This is a genomic window from Prevotellamassilia timonensis (assembly GCF_900106785.1).
In the GTDB taxonomy this organism is placed as follows: domain Bacteria; phylum Bacteroidota; class Bacteroidia; order Bacteroidales; family Bacteroidaceae; genus Alloprevotella; species Alloprevotella timonensis.
Genome location: NZ_LT629844.1, coordinates 169941 through 187222 on the forward strand (window position 1 = coordinate 169941; position 17282 = coordinate 187222).

Genomic DNA, 17282 nt, shown 5'->3' on the forward strand with positions numbered 1-17282 from the left:
CTGGGGGTGCGGTTGAGGCTTATGTGGAGAGGGTTAGGTTAAAATAACGTCGCTCCTGTGTTTTCTCATCAGTCTATATGTATAGTATAAGAGAGGTAAATCAAAGTAAATCAAGCCTTTCCTTCAGTTTGCTGAAGTAGCGGCGCGATGCTGTAATTTCGATGTTGTCGAACGGTGGGCACAGGCGGCAGTGTTGCGTGTTATTCTCAACTGCTGCAAGGTAGTTGAGGTTGATAATGCAAGTGTTGCTTATGCGCACCATGGTCTGGCTGAAGTTGGCCAGGTCGTCGGCCGTAACGCCTTTTTTCAGCACGTGTACTGTGCCGTCTGTCAGGGTGAGCACCCACGAGCGTCGTTCGCTTGAGTAGTTGAACATCAGTGCCTCGTCGAGGTTTATGAGCAACAGTTCGCTCACTGTCTGCATAGCTATTTTGCGTTGCATGGCGTCGCTGCCTATGCGTTGCAGTACGCGCTCGTTCTCGCTTTGTTTCATGCGGTCGATGATGAGGCGCAGCTCGCTTTGCTTGTACGGCTTGAGCAGATAGTCGAATGCCGATTGGCGTATGGCGTCAATCATGTAGTCGGAAAAGCCGGTGTAGAACACTACCTTGAATGTGAATGTCACCTTCGAGCGTATGGAGTCGAGAAACTCCAAGCCCGTTTTGCCAGGCACTTCGACATCGAGAAACAGCACGTCGGGTTGTTTCTCAAGCAGTGGCAGCGTGGCTTCGGCGTATGATGCAAAGGTATACACCTCGGCAAACTCTGGCTGTTGGCGCAGGTCAGTGGCCAATGTCTCGAGTGCTGTAGGGTTGTCATCGACAATAAATGCCGTATAGCCTTTGTTTACATTCATGATTATCTGTCAGTTGTCTACGGATTTAAGAACTACTGCAAAATTACAATGTTTATTTTATATTTTTATCAGCATATTTATACTTGTGTGCATGAGCGGTATGATTTGGTGCATAAGTGGTGCAAATTTGCGCTTATGTGGTATCATTTTATAAGTAGATGGAGGCTGATGAAGTAGGGATTTGGTGGGCTTGGGGTTGGCGTGTTGATATATTTTCAACACTCAACCATGTTGTTGACGGGTTGACGGACAGCAATATTGTTCAAAAATTATTGCTGTCCGGTGAAAGTCCAAAGCACATTGTAATGCTTTTGCCCTTACAGGGCGCGACTGCTCCAACACGCGTAAACCCAGGGTGCCGCTTCGCTTGCCCTGGGCTGAGTGCTCCATTGGGCTTTCAGCCCGCACTTGCACACACGCTTCTACTACACTACAATTAGTAACGAGGCTGTGTATTGGTTATAATATAGCCTCTCAACCACGAGCATAGAAATGGCCACTATGATTTTAGCAAGGGCGGCCTGAAAGGCCAATGGAGCACTCAGCCCAGGGCAAGCGTAGCGACACCCTGGGTCCCCCCGTGTTGGAGCAGTCGCGCCCTGAAAGGGCAAAAGCATTACAATGTGCTTTAGACTTTTACCGGGCAGCAATAGTTAACTATAGCGCCCCCTCATTCTCTCTTTCAAAGGCATCGAGCACCTTGTGTGTCTCGGTATAGCCGGCACGGATAATGCGCTCGGCATTGTCGAAGTCGAATACGCCAAAGCGGTTCATGGGTATGTTTATCGCAATGTCGGGCGGTGTGAGTTTTTGCATGAGCACCGTGTTGCGTTGAATTTGCAATGCCATGGCGGTGGACAGCAGTGTCATGTAATTGCTGGTGGTGCTGTCGGGCGCAAAAGCCGAAATGAAGCGCTGGAGCGACAACAAACTGCTACGCTCGCGCTCGCGTTTGCGGGCCAAGTCGCGCACCTCCTCAATGTCCTCGCTGGCGGGTGCACTCACATTGACCGACACGAGCAGGTCGCCCTCGGTGCGCACGGCGCGGTTGAGCGGCAGCGGATTGACTATGCCTCCGTCGACAAGCACATGGTGGGCCACCTTGATGGGCTTGAACACCGACGGCATGGAGATGCTCGAACGTATGGCGCGGTGGAGACTGCCCTTGCTGAACACAACTTCGCGCTGTGTGACGAGGTCGGAGGCTATGGCCCGGAAGGGTGTGGGGAGATGCTCTATTTTGGTGTCGGGCACCATTTCTTTCAAGGCCCGCATCACCTTGTCGCCTTTGACAAGGTAGCTCTTGCTCAGTGAAAAATCGAGCAATGACAGTACTTCGCGGCGTGTGAGCTGGCAAAACCATGTTGTGGCGGTGTCGAGTTGGCCGGCACAATACAGTCCGCCAATGAGTGCCCCCATCGAGGCTCCCGCCACGGAACTAATGGTGTAGCCACGCTCGTGCAGCGCCTTGATGGCACCAATGTGGGCATAGCCGCGTGCGCCGCCGCTCGACAGCACAAGGGCCACCTTGCGGGGTGAGGGGGCTGCAGCGGGGGGGTATGATGGTGTGAGTTCGTTCATTTTCGAGTTGTTGAAGTGTCAAAGTCGTAGTTGGTGGGTATGCACAGTCGCATACGTGTGCCATGATGGGGTGGTGGCACATTGACAATGCTGAAGGTGGCCGCGTGGCGGTTGCGTTGGTTCAGAATTTCGAGTGTGCGTGCTATGAGCCGCAGTCCTGTGCCGGTGTCGCGGCCGGTGCGTTTGACTTTGCCCGGATTGTAGCCCTGGCCGTTGTCGGTGACGCACAGATGCAGCATGTTGTCGTGCAGTTCGATGGCAATGTGAATGGCGCACTCATCTGTCAGCGTGGGGAAAGCGTGCTTCAGCGCATTCTCAACAGGTATTTGCAGCGACATGGACGGCACCAGCCATTGGCTGTGCTCGAGTTGCGACGTCACTTGCCAGGTGACGTGCGGCAGGGGGCCCTTGCTGTAATGGTGCAGCTCTACATAGTGGCGCACAAGGGCTATTTCGTCGCACAGGGGCACGGCCACCTTGCCCGATGTGAGCAGGTTGCCACGCAGCACGTCGATAAGCAGTTCGACGGGTTTGACCAGTTCGGGGTAGCGCTGCAGCTTGGGCAGTACCGTGCCCAGCACATTGAATATGTAGTGGGGCGACACGCGGTTGCGCACTATGTCCATGCGCAGTTCGGTAATGTGTTGCATTTGCCGTTTTATGCGCTCCTGTGTGCGGCGGCGGTAGGTTATAATAATCAGTGTGGCCACCAGGGCCAGCATAATCAGTGCACCAATAATGAGCAGTATGAAGTTTTGCTGCCGCGCGGTTTTTGCCGAATAGTCGGCCAGGGCCACTTGTTGGTGCAGCAGTGTGGTGTCGCGTTGGTAGCGTTCACCCATTTCGGTCACATTGTTGCGCGTTTGTTGGCTGTTGAGTGTGTCGGCATAGCGGTTGGCCTGCTGCAAATAGTGGTAGGCGCGCTGCCACATGCCGTAGCGGGCAGCATAGCGTTGCAGACGGCGGTAGTGCAGCATGAGGTAGCGTGGCGAGCCTGTGGCAAGTGCCGAATCGTTGATGGCCTGCAGTTGGGTGGCCGCCTTCGATATGTTGCCTTCGGCCAGGCTGAGGTCGGCCAGCAGACTCTTGATGTAGAATATCTCTTTTGGCTGCATGCGTTGCATTGCGGCTCCCTGGCAGCGGTTGAGGTGAAACCTTGCTTGTGGCAGTTTGTCTTGCATCAGGTACACTTCGCCCATGTTGGCATCGCAGTTAATCAGCAACACTTTGTCGTTGAATTTTTCCGCCAGCTGTCTGGCCTTGGCAAAACTCTTGAGTGCCTGGTTGTACTGCTCTTCGTAATAGTAGCAATTACCTAACGAGAAGTGGTAGAAGAACTGCGTTTGCAATGACTCCCTGTCGATGTGCTGTGCTGCCTGTGCAAAGAATTTGTGTGCCTCGGTATAGTTTTCGAGTTCCATGTACACCTGGCCAAGTCCTGAACATATTGATGCACGGCTTCGGGTGTCGTGGAGCGAGTCGCACAGGAAGAGTGCGTAGCGGTAGTAATGTGCGGCACGGGGCATCTTGCCCGACTGCATGTAGATGTCGGCCAGATTGATGGTGACGGCAATGAGTTCGCGCCCCTTTGGCGGCTGGTTGAGTAGTGTGAAGGCCCTCTCGTAGCATATTCTGCCCTCGTGCTGCTTGCCGCCTATTATGGCATTCACCCCTCGGTGGTTCCAGAGCAGCCCCTCAATGTAGTGGCTGCCGGTGTGGGTATGGCACCAATGCTGGACGCGGGCATAGTGGTGTGCCGCACGCAAGGTGTCGCCGAGCAGCTGGTGGGAGGTGCCTCTGAACACCTCGGCCTTGTACCACGACGCACTGTCCGTCAGTGTGCCTTGCAGTGCGGCCAGCGTGCTGTCGGCTTTGGCGGGTGCTGAAAACATCAAGTCGGTGCAGGCGGCTATGATGCTGTCGGCCCTTTCGGCCTCGTCGTTGTGCTCTGTACCATGACAAGCTGCTATCAAACTGCATGACAATAGTGTGCAGACTGACAGCATGATGTGGTGGGTGATGTGCTGTATTAGTTGTAAGGTGTGTTTGTTCACTGTAAAGAAAAGTTCGTGTGTTCTTTTTTAGGAAAGGTGTTTGTAAAGCGTTGGCGGAATTTCCGGTTAACGGGTTGACAGGTTAACGGGTTAACAGGTAAGTTAGCGAAGCTTTTTAAGTTTCTTACCATTCATACTTTAACATGATAAGTAGTGTAAAGCATACTTACTTGTTAACCTGTCAACCTCTTAACCCGTTAACCGGAAATCCCGCCAACGCGTAAAGTCAGGAACTTAATAACTTGGCAAACTTACCCGTTAACTTGTCAACCTGTAAACTTGTCAACTTGTCAACTTGTTTACTGTCATATTACTCGTTGACCAAGGGCAATGTGGCGTAGTCGCGGCTGTAACGCAGCATTTGCTGGTCGTAAGGCTCGGTGTAGTCGAGTGTCACATTGGTAATGTTGCCCTGGGCATCGCGCTCGGCGTGATAAACGGGGTTGATAAAGCCCTTGTAGGGTGAGAGGTGTAGCTTGTCGTAGCGTGTCAGCACCTCTTTGTGCAACACGGGGTCGACCTTCACGCCATAGTCCTCAACCAGACGGCGTGCGCCTTCGTAGTCGCCCTCGCTCTTGATGCGCTGAATTTCGGCGAGCAACTTGCCAAACAATTCACGCAGGGCGGGATAGTCGTTTATCTTGACGTACGTCTTGCCATGCTGCTTTACCAGTTCAACCACCTTGTGGGCTTTGCCTTGCTCGTAGGCCCAGTGGGCTATGAGGGCGCGGTTGCGCATGTGCGCCTCCTCAATGTTGTTGCCTGGCTTGATGCGCACGAGCTGCGTCATGAGGCCGTTCATCATGTAGGTGTAGTATTGGCTCTTGTATGCCTCGAGGTTGGGTGTCAAGCCGAGGTCCACCAGCTTTTGGTCGGCCACATAGTACAGGCCGAACAGGTCGGCACGTGCCTCCTCGATGGTTGAGCCGTAGGCCTTGAGCGAGTCGGGGTCGGTGCCGGGTAACAGGCGCCCGCTGCCATGGCCCAGGCATTCGTGCAGGTCGGTGTGCAGGTCGTCGCAAGCGTCACCATATTGGTTGATAAGCTGGCGGGTGGCCTCGTCGATGACAAACTCCTTGTCCATGCCGCTGCCGTGTGCCGCCTTGTTGTAGGCGTCGGTCAGATTGCCTATGGTTACGCTCTTTGAGCCAAATTCGCGTCGCACCCAGTCGGAGTTGGGCAGGTTGATGCCGATGGCTGTTGAGGGGTAGAGGTCGCCACCCAATATGGCAGCGGTTATGACCTTGGCCGAGATGCCCTTGACCTTGTCCTTCTTGAACTCGGGGGCTACGGGCGAGTGGTCTTCAAACCATTGGGCGTTGGCCGAGAGCTTTTCGGTGCGCTCGGTGGCGGCAAGGTCCTTGAAATTGACAATGGCCTCCCACGATGCTTTCATGCCGAGGGGGTCGCCGTACGACTCAGTAAAGTAGTTGGTAAAGTCGACAAGGCTTTCGGTGTCCTTGAGCCAATGTATAGAGTAGTCGTCGAAGGTGCGGAGGTCGCCCGTGCGGTAGGTTTCGACCAACAGGTCGATAACTTTTTGCTGTGCGGGGGTGTCTGCAAAGGGACGTGCCTTGAGCAGATTGTCGACTATGCGTTCAATGGCTGCTGTGTACATGCCGCCCACACGCCACACGCGCTCGGTGAGCATACCGTATTCGTTGCGCTCCAACCGGCTGTTCATGCCCATCATCACGGGACGCGGGTCGGCAGTGGGCTTGCGCTGCGCATAGAACTCTTCGGCCTCGGCCTGTGTGATGCCCGGTGCATAGTAGTTGCAGGCCGATGTCTTGATGAGGTCGTCGCCGTCCTTTTGGTTGACGCGCATGGGCATGACGGTGGGGTCGAACATGACGGGGAAGAGTTCGGCGCACATTTGGTCGATGGTCTGTCCCATTAGCGGCAGCTTGTCGGCCGGCACCTGGTTGATGGCGGTGCGCAGGGCCTTGTAGGTAAATTCGGGCTGGAACTTCTCACAACCATAGTGGTGGTGTATGCCCGACGAGAACCACACCCTCTTAAGGTATACTGAGAGTGCCTGGTAGAATGCGTCCTTATGGTTGCCCTTGTAGTTGGTGTAGACGGCCTCGAGCAGGGCGCGTATGCGCAGGTTGTAACGCCCGTTTTGGTCGAACAAAATGTCGCGTCCATCGAGCGCGGCCTCTTGCAGGTAGTAGATGAATGTCTTTTCTTTGAGCGTGAGTTTGTCAAAGCCCTCTACCTTGTAGCGGAGCATTTGTATGTCGGCAAACTTTTCGTCGGTATACTTAAAACTATCGGCAGTTTGCGCTTGTGCGCCAAGGGCCGATGTGGCAGCTATCATCATGGTGGCTATTGTATGTTTCATAAAAATGACGTTCTAATCGAGTTAGTGCTCTAAATTAGTGGATATCCGTTTCTTGGCTGACGGGTTGACTGGTTGACAAGTAAGTTTGCCAAGCTTTTTTAAGCTTCTTACTATTCAGACTTTAACATAATAAGTAGTGTAAAGCATACTTACTTGTCAACCCGTTAACCTGTTAACCTGTCAACCCGTTAACTTGTCAACTTGTTACCCCGTCAACCAAGAACTCTTCAAGCTGGTATTGTTTACGTACGCTTACTTCAGCCAACCTTTGGCCTCGGCATAATTGATGACAATGTGAATGGTGCCAGCTGCATAGCAGTTTTTGACATAGGGGGGATAGGTGAACACAATGCCGCACTCGGTGAGGGCAGGACGTGGATACCATTTGCCTTTGTACTGCTGCATCTGTCCGCTGCGCACCGAATAGTCGTTGGCATTGGGGGTGGGCAGCACCTCGGCCACCGAAGGCCATGCCTCCTCGTCGTTGGCAGCCTGTGGCCCGGTTTTGAGCTTCTCGCCCACGAGTTTGAACACTTCGGGCAGGGCTTCTTCCTTAAAAATGTCGGTGAGTCCCATTACGCTGTCGGCCTTTTCGTTCATGCTCAAAAAGTAGTGGTAGAGCATGCCATGTGCGCCGCCGGTGTAGGCTTCGTCCTCAATGCTGTAGGTGGTTACGCCTTTGTCCTTCCACTGCCACACGGGCGTGATGGTGGTGCGGAATGAGTAGTTTTGGGGGGTATATTCAAAGCCCTCCTGTGCGGCCATCTTTTTCATTTCATTCTGGTCGTCGGTGTAGCTGCGCTTTACAGCGTTCCACTTGGCCTCGAGCATTTTGTCGAGCTTGGCCACCTCCCATTTGCTTGCAGCGGCAGAGTCAATCATGGCCGACAGCACGCGACTTGCCATCAAGCTGTAGCCACCGCCCTTTTTTACCTCAACCTTATCGTCATTGCCCGGCACAAACAGTGTGGCGTCGAATGAAATGCCAGCATTGGCATCTTGTGAGTTTTGCAGGTTGTAATTGGCATTTTTGCTGCTGAAGTCGGCCAACAACTCGTCGTTGTAGTCGCAAAAGTTCTCGGTGTTGTCGCTGTCAACATCTGCGCTGTCTGCAACCATGCTGTCGGCATCGGCCGTACCGGCCCAATCGTCATCTTCAACATACATGTCGCTGTCTACCACAGCGGTATCGGGCTCCTCGGTCATCAGGGTGCGGGTGGCAGATTGGTGTCCGTGAACTGGTACAAAGGCCGCCATGGTCAATGCGGCTGACACGAGTATAATGGTCTTTTTCATTTCCGTTGCTGTTTTAATGGCTTATTACTTAGAGCGACAAAGTTAGAAAACTAATTTGGATTGCGCAAACGAGCGGGTTGACAAAGTGGGACGTTCCCTTAATTGAATTCTCAGACGGAAAAGTTGCACTTGGTGCTTTTACCATACTACAATAACTTACACGCCGAGTATCTTGCATCTTACACTAACACGTTGCAACTCATTGATTATTAGTATTTTACGCAGTGTAAGATATTATCAAATTTACCTACACGCAACCTACACAACCTGCACGCTGCCACACGGCACGAGCACGGGAGGACGATATCACAGCATAGGGGAGCAGAAAAGTCTGTTGCTCCGACAGATTTTTCTACGTCCCTATGGCGTAAAACCCACCGCATACGACAAAAATGACTGCAAGACGGTAGGGTGTGATGTGTAAGATGTATGCAGGGTAGTGTAAGATACTTTGAAATCATCTTACACTCTTGAAACATCTGAATATCAACTTGCTACGTGCGGAAAGTGTAAGATGGCAGTAAAAGCACATGCACTCTTTTACAAGAGGGATGACGGGCAAGGGAGCAAATATTTGTGTACAAATTGTACACTTTTTTTGTTGGGTGCAATGCCTCAGTGTTACCTTTGCAGCACTTTACTTTTATATCAAATCAAATTGTATTGACTACCATGAAACGAATGCTTAACAGAATGCTGCGCTATGCCGATGCCATTGTGAAACGTGGCGTGGACAAACTGATAGACGCTATTGGACATAGCGCGGAACCACAAACTGAAGACATTGAAACACCCCAGCCGCAAAAACGCATGGGCAACGACACTGACTGCGGTCTGACAGAACAGACTATTACCCCTATGGACGAACTGTGCGACATTAGCTATAATGTGCTTGACCGCACGCCCGAAGTGCAATGGCACGACCAGGCGGACAAAGGGCTTGTGCCCGTGAGCAAACTGGTGCGTAACAGCATGGTGATCGCGTCATTCAACGGTGCAGAAAGTGATGAAGTCAGGATATTGTGGTGCTCTGTGAGATTTGCCGCTAACGCGGAGAACATAAGGACAAAAGAACATAAGAACAGAAGATATAACGCTTGTGTTAGCCGCTTAGCGCGGAAAACATAAGCTACATAAGTTTTCATAAGATACACAAAAGGCCGCTGCGCAGCTGGCCACGGACTAACGTCCGCGTGGCCAAAGAAACATAAGGGCTGACGCCGTAGCGTTATTTATCAGCCGCTAACGCGGGGAACATAAGGACAAAAGGACAGAAGAACAAAAGATATAACGTTTGTGTTAGCCGCTTAGCGCGGAAAACATAAGCAACATAAGTTTTCATAAGACACACAAAAGGCCGCTGCGCGGCTGGCCACGGACTGACGTCCGCGTGGCCAAAGAAACATAAGGGCTGATGCCGTAGCGTTATTTATCAGCCGCTAACGCGGAGGACATAAGGACAAAAGATATAACGTTTATGTTTTCCGCGCTAAGCAGCTAATACACGTTACGACTTTTGTTCTTCTGTCCTTTTGTTCTTATGTTCCCGCGTTAGCGGCCCGCTATGGCGTCAGCCCTTATGTTTCTTTGGCCACGCGGACGTTAGTCCGTGGCCAGCCGCGCAGCGGCCTTTTGTGTGTCTTATGAAAACTTATGTTGCTTATGTTTTCCGCGCTAAGCGGCTAACACAAACGTTATATCTTTTGTTCTTCTGTCCTTTTGTCCTTATGTTCCCGCGTTAGCGGCAAATCTCATAGAGCACCACAATATCCTGACTTCATCACCTTTTTTATATGGCGCCTTCGTCAAGCGTAATGCCATAATCGTGCTTGATCTCGTCCATCACGAAGGTGCTCTCGAGCGAGCCAAGATGGGGAATGGTGCCAAGCACGTTGAGCACAAACTCTTGATAGTACTTCATGTTGGGGGCGTGGATTTTGAGCAGATAGTCGTACTGCCCCGAAATGTTGTAACACTCTGTCACCTCGGGAATGTGGGCGATGGTCTTGGCAAAGTCGGCCGCAATGTCGCGCCCCAGTCTATTCATCTTAACTTGGCAGAATACCACAAAACCGCGGTTGAGCTTTTCGGCATTGAGCACGGCTATGTAGCCCTTGATTATGCCGTCGCGCTCCATGCGCTGCACACGCTTAAACACGGGGGTGGTGCTGAGGTTGACACGCGCTGCCAACTCCTTGATGGTAAGGCGTGCATTGGCTTGTAAAGCGCGCAAAAGTTTGATGTCGGTGGCATCAATAGCATATTTTTCTACCGAACTATCGTCTGGGGCCATGTTACTATGTGTTTGTTCTAATACAACTGCAAAAATAGAATATTATTCTAACTTTACGCAAATGTTTGGTTGATAAATAGCTTTTGCCGTAACTTTGCAATCGAAAACAAGGAGGCGTGCCACATGGCAACCGTCACCGCTAATAACGATAACAATAACACAATATAATTATGAGCGAACAGAAATACCACTTCGAGACACTCCAGGTACATGTAGGACAGGAACAGCCCGATCCCGCCACCGATGCGCGTGCCGTACCTATTTACCAAACAACTTCGTACGTGTTCCGCAACTCACAACATGCTGCCGACCGTTTTAGCTTGCGCGACGCCGGCAATATCTATGGCCGTTTGACCAACTCTACGCAGGGCGTGTTTGAGGACCGTGTGGCAGCCCTTGAGGGTGGTGTGGCAGGTTTGGCTGTGGCCAGCGGTGCTGCAGCTGTCACTTATGCACTGCAAAACATTGTGCAGGCTGGCGACCACATTGTGGCAGCCGACAATTTGTATGGTGGTTCGTTCAACCTTATCACCCACACGCTTTCAACACAGGGTGTTACCAACACCATTGTTAATGTAAACGACCTTGAGGCGCTCGAGGCTGCTATCCAGCCCAATACCAAGGTGGTGTATGCCGAAACTTTTGGCAATCCTAACTCCGACGTGACCAATCTTGAGGCAGTGGCCGAAGTGGCTCACCGTCACAACATACCCTTTATTGTAGATAACACCTTTGGCACGCCTTTCCTTATTCGTCCTATCGAGCATGGCGCTGATGTGGTGGTACACTCTGCCACAAAGTTTATTGGCGGACATGGTTCAAGCCTTGGCGGTGTGATAGTAGACGGTGGCACTTTTGACTGGAAGGCCAATGTCGACAAATTTCCAACCTTGGCCAAGCCCGATCCCTCATATCATGGTGCGGTATTTGCCGATGTGGCTGGCAAGGCAGCTTTTGTTACCCGCATTCGTGCCGTCATTTTGCGCGACACTGGTGCCACCATCTCGCCGTTCAATGCCTTTTTACTTTTGCAGGGTCTCGAAACGCTCTCGTTGCGTGTAGAGCGCCATGTCGAAAATGCGCTGAAGGTTGTCAAGTTCCTGGCCAACCACCCCAAGGTGGCTAAAGTGAACCACCCCTCGTTGCCCGACCACCCCGACCATGCTCTCTATCAGAAGTATTTCCCCAATGGCGGCGGCAGCATTTTCACCTTCGAGGTAAATGGCGATAAGGACGCAGCATGGCGTTTCTGCGACAATTTGAAGATATTCTCACTCTTGGCCAACGTGGCCGATGTTAAGAGCCTCGTTATTCACCCTTACACCACTACTCACTCGCAAATGACGCCTGAGGAACTGGCACAGCAGCACATTACTCCCTCAACCGTGCGCCTGAGCATCGGCATTGAGCATATTGACGATATCATTGCCGACCTCGACCAGGCTTTGGCCAAGGTGTAAGGGGCAAAGCCCATTGGGGTAATATTTCATCTCTTTAAGTTCATCTGTTTTGGCGGAATTGGATAGGTGTTACACTTATCCAGTTCCGCTAATTTTGTTTTGCCGTAAATGGAGGATAGCTCTTACGAACATTTCTCTGTTAACTTTGTTAGTGTGTCACCCAATCAATAACGTAACTCGTACAAAAAAGTGGTGAAGTTTGGGTTTCATTGTTTGTAGGTTATGGGATTTGCCGCTAACGCGGGAAGCATAAGGACAAAAGAACATAAGAACAGAAGACGTTTGTGTTAGCCGCTTAGCGCGGAAAACATAAGCAACATAGGTTTGCATAAGATACATATAAGGCCGCTGCGCGGCTGACGGCCACGGACTAACGTCCGGGTGGCCTCAAGAGACATAAGGGCTGACGCCGTAGCGTGTCCTGGCAGCCGCTAACGTTATATCTTATGTTCTTCTGTTCTTATGTCCTTATGTCCTTCTGTTCCCGCGTTAGCGGCTGATAAATAACGCTACGGCGTCAGCCCTTATGTTTCTTGAGGCCACCCGGACGTTAGTCCGTGGCCGTCAGCCGCGCAGCGGCCTTATATGTATCTTATGTAAACTTATGTTCCTTATGTTTTCCGCGCTAAGCGGCTGAAACACGTTACAACTTCTGTTCTTATGTCCTTATGCCTCCCGCGTTAGCGGATAACTATAAACTAAATTTGCCATAGGTGCCACGTGACAAGCTTTGGCGAAATTTGTGCTTTATTTTATCCAAGACTTTGTTAGTGCGTGCGTCACCCAATCAAATAACGTAACTCGTGCAAAAAAGTGATGAAGTCAGGAAATGGGGCATAGTTCTCACGAACACAAAACAAAAACAGAGGATTGCTCGTGATGAACAATCCTCTGTTTGGTGGGGTGCTTAGTGGGATTCGAACCCACGACATTCAGAACCACAATCTGACGCTCTAACCAACTGAACTATAAGCACCATAATGAGTGTCTTTCTTTCCGAAAGCGATGCAAAAGTACGGCTTATTTTTGAAACTGCAAAGTGTTTCGCCATTTTTTTTGCGAGAAAGTGCATTTTTGTGCAACAAAAGGGGTAAAAACACGCTTGAGAGTGTGTAAATGTGCATTTCTTAAGCGTTAAAGTGCATCAGGGGGTTGGGGCTTGACAGTCGCGCACTTGGTCAAGAATTTCACTGGCCAAGTGCTGGGTGCGGCGGTAAGTGTATATGCCCAAAGCAGCACCAATTACGCCGCCCACAACGCCACCCACGAGTATACCCGTGCGTTCGTCATGGCTCATGCCGGCAAGGGTCATGATTTCGTATGCAAACCATGCGAACCAACATATAATGAATGGAATGCTGAAGCGCAGCCATCGGGCATAGAGCATTTTCATGCGTGCCACGCGGCATGTCACCTCAGCCAAACTGCTTTGAGCAAGTTGGGCAGGCTGCACGCGGCGGTGAGTGTAAATGTTGTAACACACGGCTGCAAGTAAAAATACGGCGGTGACAATGGTGAAAGCCAACGATATGCGCAGCCATAGCAGCAACCAGATGCAGTAGGGTATGGCCAAGGCAGCCATGACGGTCACTAACAGCGCGTGGCGGTTGATGCTGCGTGCGTTGCTGTTGATAATGCGTCTAATCAGCTTGTCGTTAACGATGGACTGGCTTTCAAGTTTGTCTTGCAGCAACTGCCACTGTTGTTTTATTTCGTTCAAGGTATTATCCATGATAGTAATGCTTGTTATTCGGTAGAGGTGATGAGGGGGGGAGGTATGGCCTCATTTCATGTGTTTAAGCTCTTCGCGTATGCGCACCAGGCGCACCGACACGTTCTTGGCCGTTATGCCCGTAATGGCGCCAATCTCGTCGTAGGGCAGTCCCTCGAGCCACAGCAGCACCAGGGCGCGGTCGAAGGGGCGCAGTTGGTGCACCCGTTTGTAGAGCATTTGTATTTGTCGGGAGTCAGTGTCGTTGTCCTCATACAGATTGATGCTCATGTCGAGGCGTTCGGTTTGAGGCTGCCGTTTCTTCTTGCGTTCGGCCGATATGCAGGTGTTAAGGCTGATGCGGTAAATCCAAGAGTTTAGTTTCGCCTCCCCCTTAAAGGTGTCTATGCCTCGCCACAAGTTGATGAGCACCTCCTGAAACAGGTCATTCACCTCGTCCTCGTCCTTCGAAAACATGTAGCAAACGGTGTAGATGGTACTTTTGTGTGCACTGACCAATTGTGAAAATTCTTGTTCGGTCATTCGTGTGTATGGTTGTTTGGTCTCTGTTTATTAGACGCATGCGCTGATAATATGCTACATGCAGCTGCTGCAAATTTAGAAATAAAGTTGCAGCCATGACGTATACCACTTTTACAAATAAAAGCCCCGCCCATCGGGTGTGCAAACTTTGCACACAAGTTGGGCGGGGCTATAAATATAGTTGTAGGGTGCTTACTTAATGGCTATGCGTATGGTTTGCGCATCCTGCCCGTCGGTAACGTGCAATAAATACATGCCTGGTTGCAGGCGGTTGGTGTGCAGACAAGCATGGCGGGTGCTTTCAAGGCTGCTTCCGAGTGTGGTTGCAGCCATTTGTATGCCGCTCACAGCAGTCAAGCGTATGGCTACGGGGCGTGCGGTGCCGCAGATGGCCAGATGCAAATCGTTGTTGCCAACTTTGGTAACCTTAGCCGCAAGGTGGTCACTGTATGCCTCGTCAAGCTCAACCTCGCCAATGGCAGTAGAGTATGGTGTTGAGAAGATTTGCTCCTCGCCATAAGTTGTGCCGTGTTCGGTTGTAACGTAAGCGCGCACAATGTAGGTAGTGTTCGGCTCAAGATTTTGGAGTACAGCACTCATGCGCTGTCCCGTAGCCACAACAGTTTGATGCGTATTATCGTCGGTGGTGGCAGTGGTGTGTTTGGCTGTGGCATAAGCATCGTCGCGTTTCCAGTATTCAAAACCTTGCTCCTTAATGTCGTCAGAACCGGCAATGATAAAGCCGCTCACTGTAGCCGAGTTCTCATCGTGGCACACAGCGGCATAGGTGCGCACCGTTGGGTCAAAGTAAACATAAGCATCGGCAGTGCCAAAGGCCGACCATTCGCCATACCATGTTTTGCCGCTTTCGGCCTTATAGAATGGGCGGAATTTGTAGTATGTGCTGGCGCTCAAATTGCGCAGGGCACCAGTCATTACACCATCTACAACGGGGCAGTTAGCCTTCGAGCTTGGCACAAGGTCGGGCGCGTCATAGCGTCGCCATTCAAATCCTGTGTTAGCCTCTTCGTCTTCAATATTAGTAGTAGCGCATATCAGTGCCACGGTGTTTGAAGTAGCTTTCGCTTCGGCCACAGTTTCGAGCGTCAGAGCTGGCAGCTGCATCGATTTGCTTGAAGAACAGTACAATTTAGTATCGCGACCATTCTTCACCATGACGGCATATTCAGCTTGTATGTAGCTTTCAGGTTCGCAGCCTGTTACATGTAGCGTTTTTCCGTGTTGGGTTATGGTTTTGCGGTCAAGTGTCCACCCCTCGTCCACTATTTCAGCATCATGATGTGTCATGTCGCGCGATCCTGTCATGGTGTAGGTTGTGGGCGTAATCTTGCCATACTCGGTACTGAGCCCCATGCTTTTCGTCATGATGTCGTATTCTTTAGAGTACGTGACTCTTCCGCCTTTCAGTTCTTGATATTTCAGAGTGACAGTCGTCGAGGGCCAAAACCCGGTAAGCTTTATGCTTTGCTCCTCATCGTTATATTTCAAATCGCATGATTTCGGCGCACCCGACAAACCCTGTGGAGGGCTGTGCAGATGCTAACCCAAAAACTGAGTTGCCAAACGATACATGATTGCCCAAAAGTAGTACCTTTGCACTATGAATCAGAATGGCAATAAAAATATGTATGAGGGCCTCGCCTCATATTTCCTCCCCGAAGGAGTTCTTAAATATTTCGAGGTGACAGACTTTGCAACACAGCGTACTCTGGACAAGGATGTTCTTTACACAACAGAGCTTCACATCTATCTGGATGAGCGCGACAATCGCACACCAGACATGAAGGATTCCGTGAGCAATGGTTTTGGGGAAGAATCATGTTTACTTGACTATCCAGCCCGAGACAAGAAGGCGGTACTTCACATACGAAGAAGGCGTTGGACAATGCCGGATGGCACAACAAGAAGTGTTGACCTTGACAAGGAGTTTGAACTGAAGCATAAGGGCACTCGATACGCGAAGGACTTCGCGCTTTTTTTAAAGAGGGCGAATGGACTCTGAGACGATAACCGCTCGTCAGATTGGTTATACGTACATGATTAACAGCTCCACGTTTGCCAAAAGATACAAGGACGCCCTGAGTAACTTCGAGACGTGGGAGCAGAAGGATCACGCATCCAAGTGGATTCTTATTCCGCAAAACGTAGGTAAGGAGCAAGGCATAGACGAGACCTCCCTCCAGGGCGAACTGTACACTATCGTTCACAACAAGGATGCCCATGGTCGCAAGGGTGCAATCATAGCAGTAGTCAAGGGAACGAATCCTGCTGACGTACTGAAGGTTCTCATGCAACTACCTGCAGATAAGCGTGAAATGGTTGAGAATATCACGATGGATCTCTCAGATTGCATGCGTGTCATAGCCCGAGAGGCATTCCCTAAAGCCACAGTCATACGTGACTGCTTCCATGTCGTAAAACGCGGTGGAGAGGGCTGCGAAGAGATACGCCTGCGCCTGAAACGAAAAGCCGTAAAGGAGGCGAACAGACAGAAGGCAGAGTTTCGCAAATACCTCGAAAATCTGGCAGCGCAGAGAAAGGCTTACCGCGAGCGAATGAGGAAAAGGCATGGGAAGAACTGGAAGAAGAGCAAGCGCGGAAGAAAGCCTATGAGGCTGAACACTCGCTTTGAACCCAAAAGGCTTGAAAATGGCGAGACTCTTGTAGAGGCACAGACACGATGTCGCAAGCAATTGTCCATGAGCCGAGAGAAGTGGAGCGCAACGCAGAAAAAGCGTGCGAAGATACTTTTCGCACTCTACCCAAAACTTGAAGAAGCATACAATCTGATCAACTCCCTTAGAGCCATATTCAGAAACAAGAAACTCACAAAGGAGACTGCCAAACAGAATTTCAAGGGGTGGTATGAGAAAGTGGCTTCCTGCACTCTGCGTGAAATCAAGTCCGTACGCGATACCATCAGATTCTATGAGGATGAAATCCTGAACTACTTTGACGGACGTAAGACTAACGCTTCAGCTGAATCGTTGAACTCAAAGATCAAATGCTTTCGTGCACAAGTAAAAGGAGTCATAGACATACCATTCTTCATGTATCGTTTAGCAACAGTTTTGGGTTAGCATCTGCACGGCCTACTCCACAGGGTTTGTCGGGTGCGCC

13 protein-coding genes and 1 tRNA gene are annotated in these 17282 nt (G+C 50.9%); 4 read left to right on the forward strand and 10 right to left on the reverse strand.

Annotated elements, in window-relative coordinates; translation table 11 throughout:
- Nucleotides 1-100: 100 nt before the first annotated feature.
- The 5 genes from BQ5453_RS06225 to BQ5453_RS06250 form a co-directional block, all read right to left on the reverse strand.
- Nucleotides 101-856, reverse strand: coding sequence for a LytR/AlgR family response regulator transcription factor (locus BQ5453_RS06225; RefSeq protein ID WP_071122546.1), 756 nt, complete (start codon nucleotides 854-856; stop codon nucleotides 101-103).
- Nucleotides 857-1513: 657 nt separating this feature from the next.
- On the reverse strand, nucleotides 1514-2437 hold the full coding sequence (locus tag BQ5453_RS06235; protein WP_071122548.1) for a patatin-like phospholipase family protein: 924 nt from the start codon (nucleotides 2435-2437) through the stop codon (nucleotides 1514-1516).
- Nucleotides 2434-4491, reverse strand: a complete 2058-nt coding sequence (locus BQ5453_RS06240) for a tetratricopeptide repeat-containing sensor histidine kinase (protein ID WP_143033319.1) — start codon at nucleotides 4489-4491, stop codon at nucleotides 2434-2436. Before BQ5453_RS06240 ends, BQ5453_RS06235 begins: the two co-directional genes overlap by 4 nt.
- Nucleotides 4492-4801: 310 nt before the next feature.
- The gene (locus tag BQ5453_RS06245) at nucleotides 4802-6838 is read right to left on the reverse strand and encodes a dipeptidyl-peptidase 3 family protein (protein WP_071122550.1); all 2037 of its coding nucleotides are present in this window, start codon (nucleotides 6836-6838) and stop codon (nucleotides 4802-4804) included.
- 252 nt (nucleotides 6839-7090) lie between these two features.
- Nucleotides 7091-8134, reverse strand: a complete 1044-nt coding sequence (locus BQ5453_RS06250; protein ID WP_071122551.1) for a DUF3298 and DUF4163 domain-containing protein — start codon at nucleotides 8132-8134, stop codon at nucleotides 7091-7093.
- A 672-nt stretch (nucleotides 8135-8806) separates the two neighbouring features.
- Between BQ5453_RS06250 and BQ5453_RS06255 the strand changes: the two genes are divergently transcribed.
- Nucleotides 8807-9262 (forward strand): hypothetical protein, encoded by a 456-nt coding sequence (locus BQ5453_RS06255; RefSeq protein ID WP_143033320.1) that lies wholly within the window; start codon nucleotides 8807-8809, stop codon nucleotides 9260-9262.
- A 661-nt stretch (nucleotides 9263-9923) separates the two neighbouring features.
- On the opposite strand, the gene BQ5453_RS06260 is transcribed toward BQ5453_RS06255, so the two are convergent.
- A complete protein-coding gene (locus tag BQ5453_RS06260) occupies nucleotides 9924-10427 on the reverse strand; it encodes an Lrp/AsnC family transcriptional regulator (RefSeq protein WP_071122553.1) in 504 nt (167 codons plus the stop codon).
- Between the two features lie 170 nt (nucleotides 10428-10597).
- Here BQ5453_RS06260 and BQ5453_RS06265 point away from each other — a divergent pair, with 170 nt between their 5' ends.
- The gene (locus tag BQ5453_RS06265) at nucleotides 10598-11887 is read left to right on the forward strand and encodes an O-acetylhomoserine aminocarboxypropyltransferase/cysteine synthase family protein (RefSeq protein WP_071122554.1); all 1290 of its coding nucleotides are present in this window, start codon (nucleotides 10598-10600) and stop codon (nucleotides 11885-11887) included.
- 899 nt (nucleotides 11888-12786) lie between these two features.
- Here BQ5453_RS06265 and BQ5453_RS06270 read toward each other — a convergent pair.
- From BQ5453_RS06270 to BQ5453_RS06285, 4 genes are all read right to left on the reverse strand, one after another.
- A tRNA-His gene (locus tag BQ5453_RS06270) sits at nucleotides 12787-12863 on the reverse strand.
- 168 nt (nucleotides 12864-13031) lie between these two features.
- On the reverse strand, nucleotides 13032-13619 hold the full coding sequence (locus BQ5453_RS06275; protein WP_071122555.1) for a hypothetical protein: 588 nt from the start codon (nucleotides 13617-13619) through the stop codon (nucleotides 13032-13034).
- Nucleotides 13620-13670: 51 nt separating this feature from the next.
- Nucleotides 13671-14141 carry an RNA polymerase sigma factor gene (locus BQ5453_RS06280; protein WP_022101032.1) on the reverse strand — a complete coding sequence of 157 codons (471 nt, stop codon included), beginning with the start codon at nucleotides 14139-14141 and terminating at the stop codon, nucleotides 13671-13673.
- 192 nt (nucleotides 14142-14333) lie between these two features.
- Nucleotides 14334-15650, reverse strand: a complete 1317-nt coding sequence (locus BQ5453_RS06285; RefSeq protein ID WP_071122556.1) for a T9SS type A sorting domain-containing protein — start codon at nucleotides 15648-15650, stop codon at nucleotides 14334-14336.
- A 136-nt stretch (nucleotides 15651-15786) separates the two neighbouring features.
- Between BQ5453_RS06285 and BQ5453_RS06290 the strand changes: the two genes are divergently transcribed.
- Together BQ5453_RS06290 and BQ5453_RS06295 are read left to right on the forward strand one after the other, a co-directional pair.
- Complete coding sequence (locus tag BQ5453_RS06290) at nucleotides 15787-16164, forward strand: ISAon1 family transposase N-terminal region protein (RefSeq protein WP_143033257.1); 378 nt, start codon at nucleotides 15787-15789, stop codon at nucleotides 16162-16164.
- Nucleotides 16165-16198: 34 nt separating this feature from the next.
- The gene (locus BQ5453_RS06295) at nucleotides 16199-17242 is read left to right on the forward strand and encodes a transposase (RefSeq protein ID WP_074027632.1); all 1044 of its coding nucleotides are present in this window, start codon (nucleotides 16199-16201) and stop codon (nucleotides 17240-17242) included.
- The last annotated feature ends 40 nt before the right edge of the window (nucleotides 17243-17282 follow it).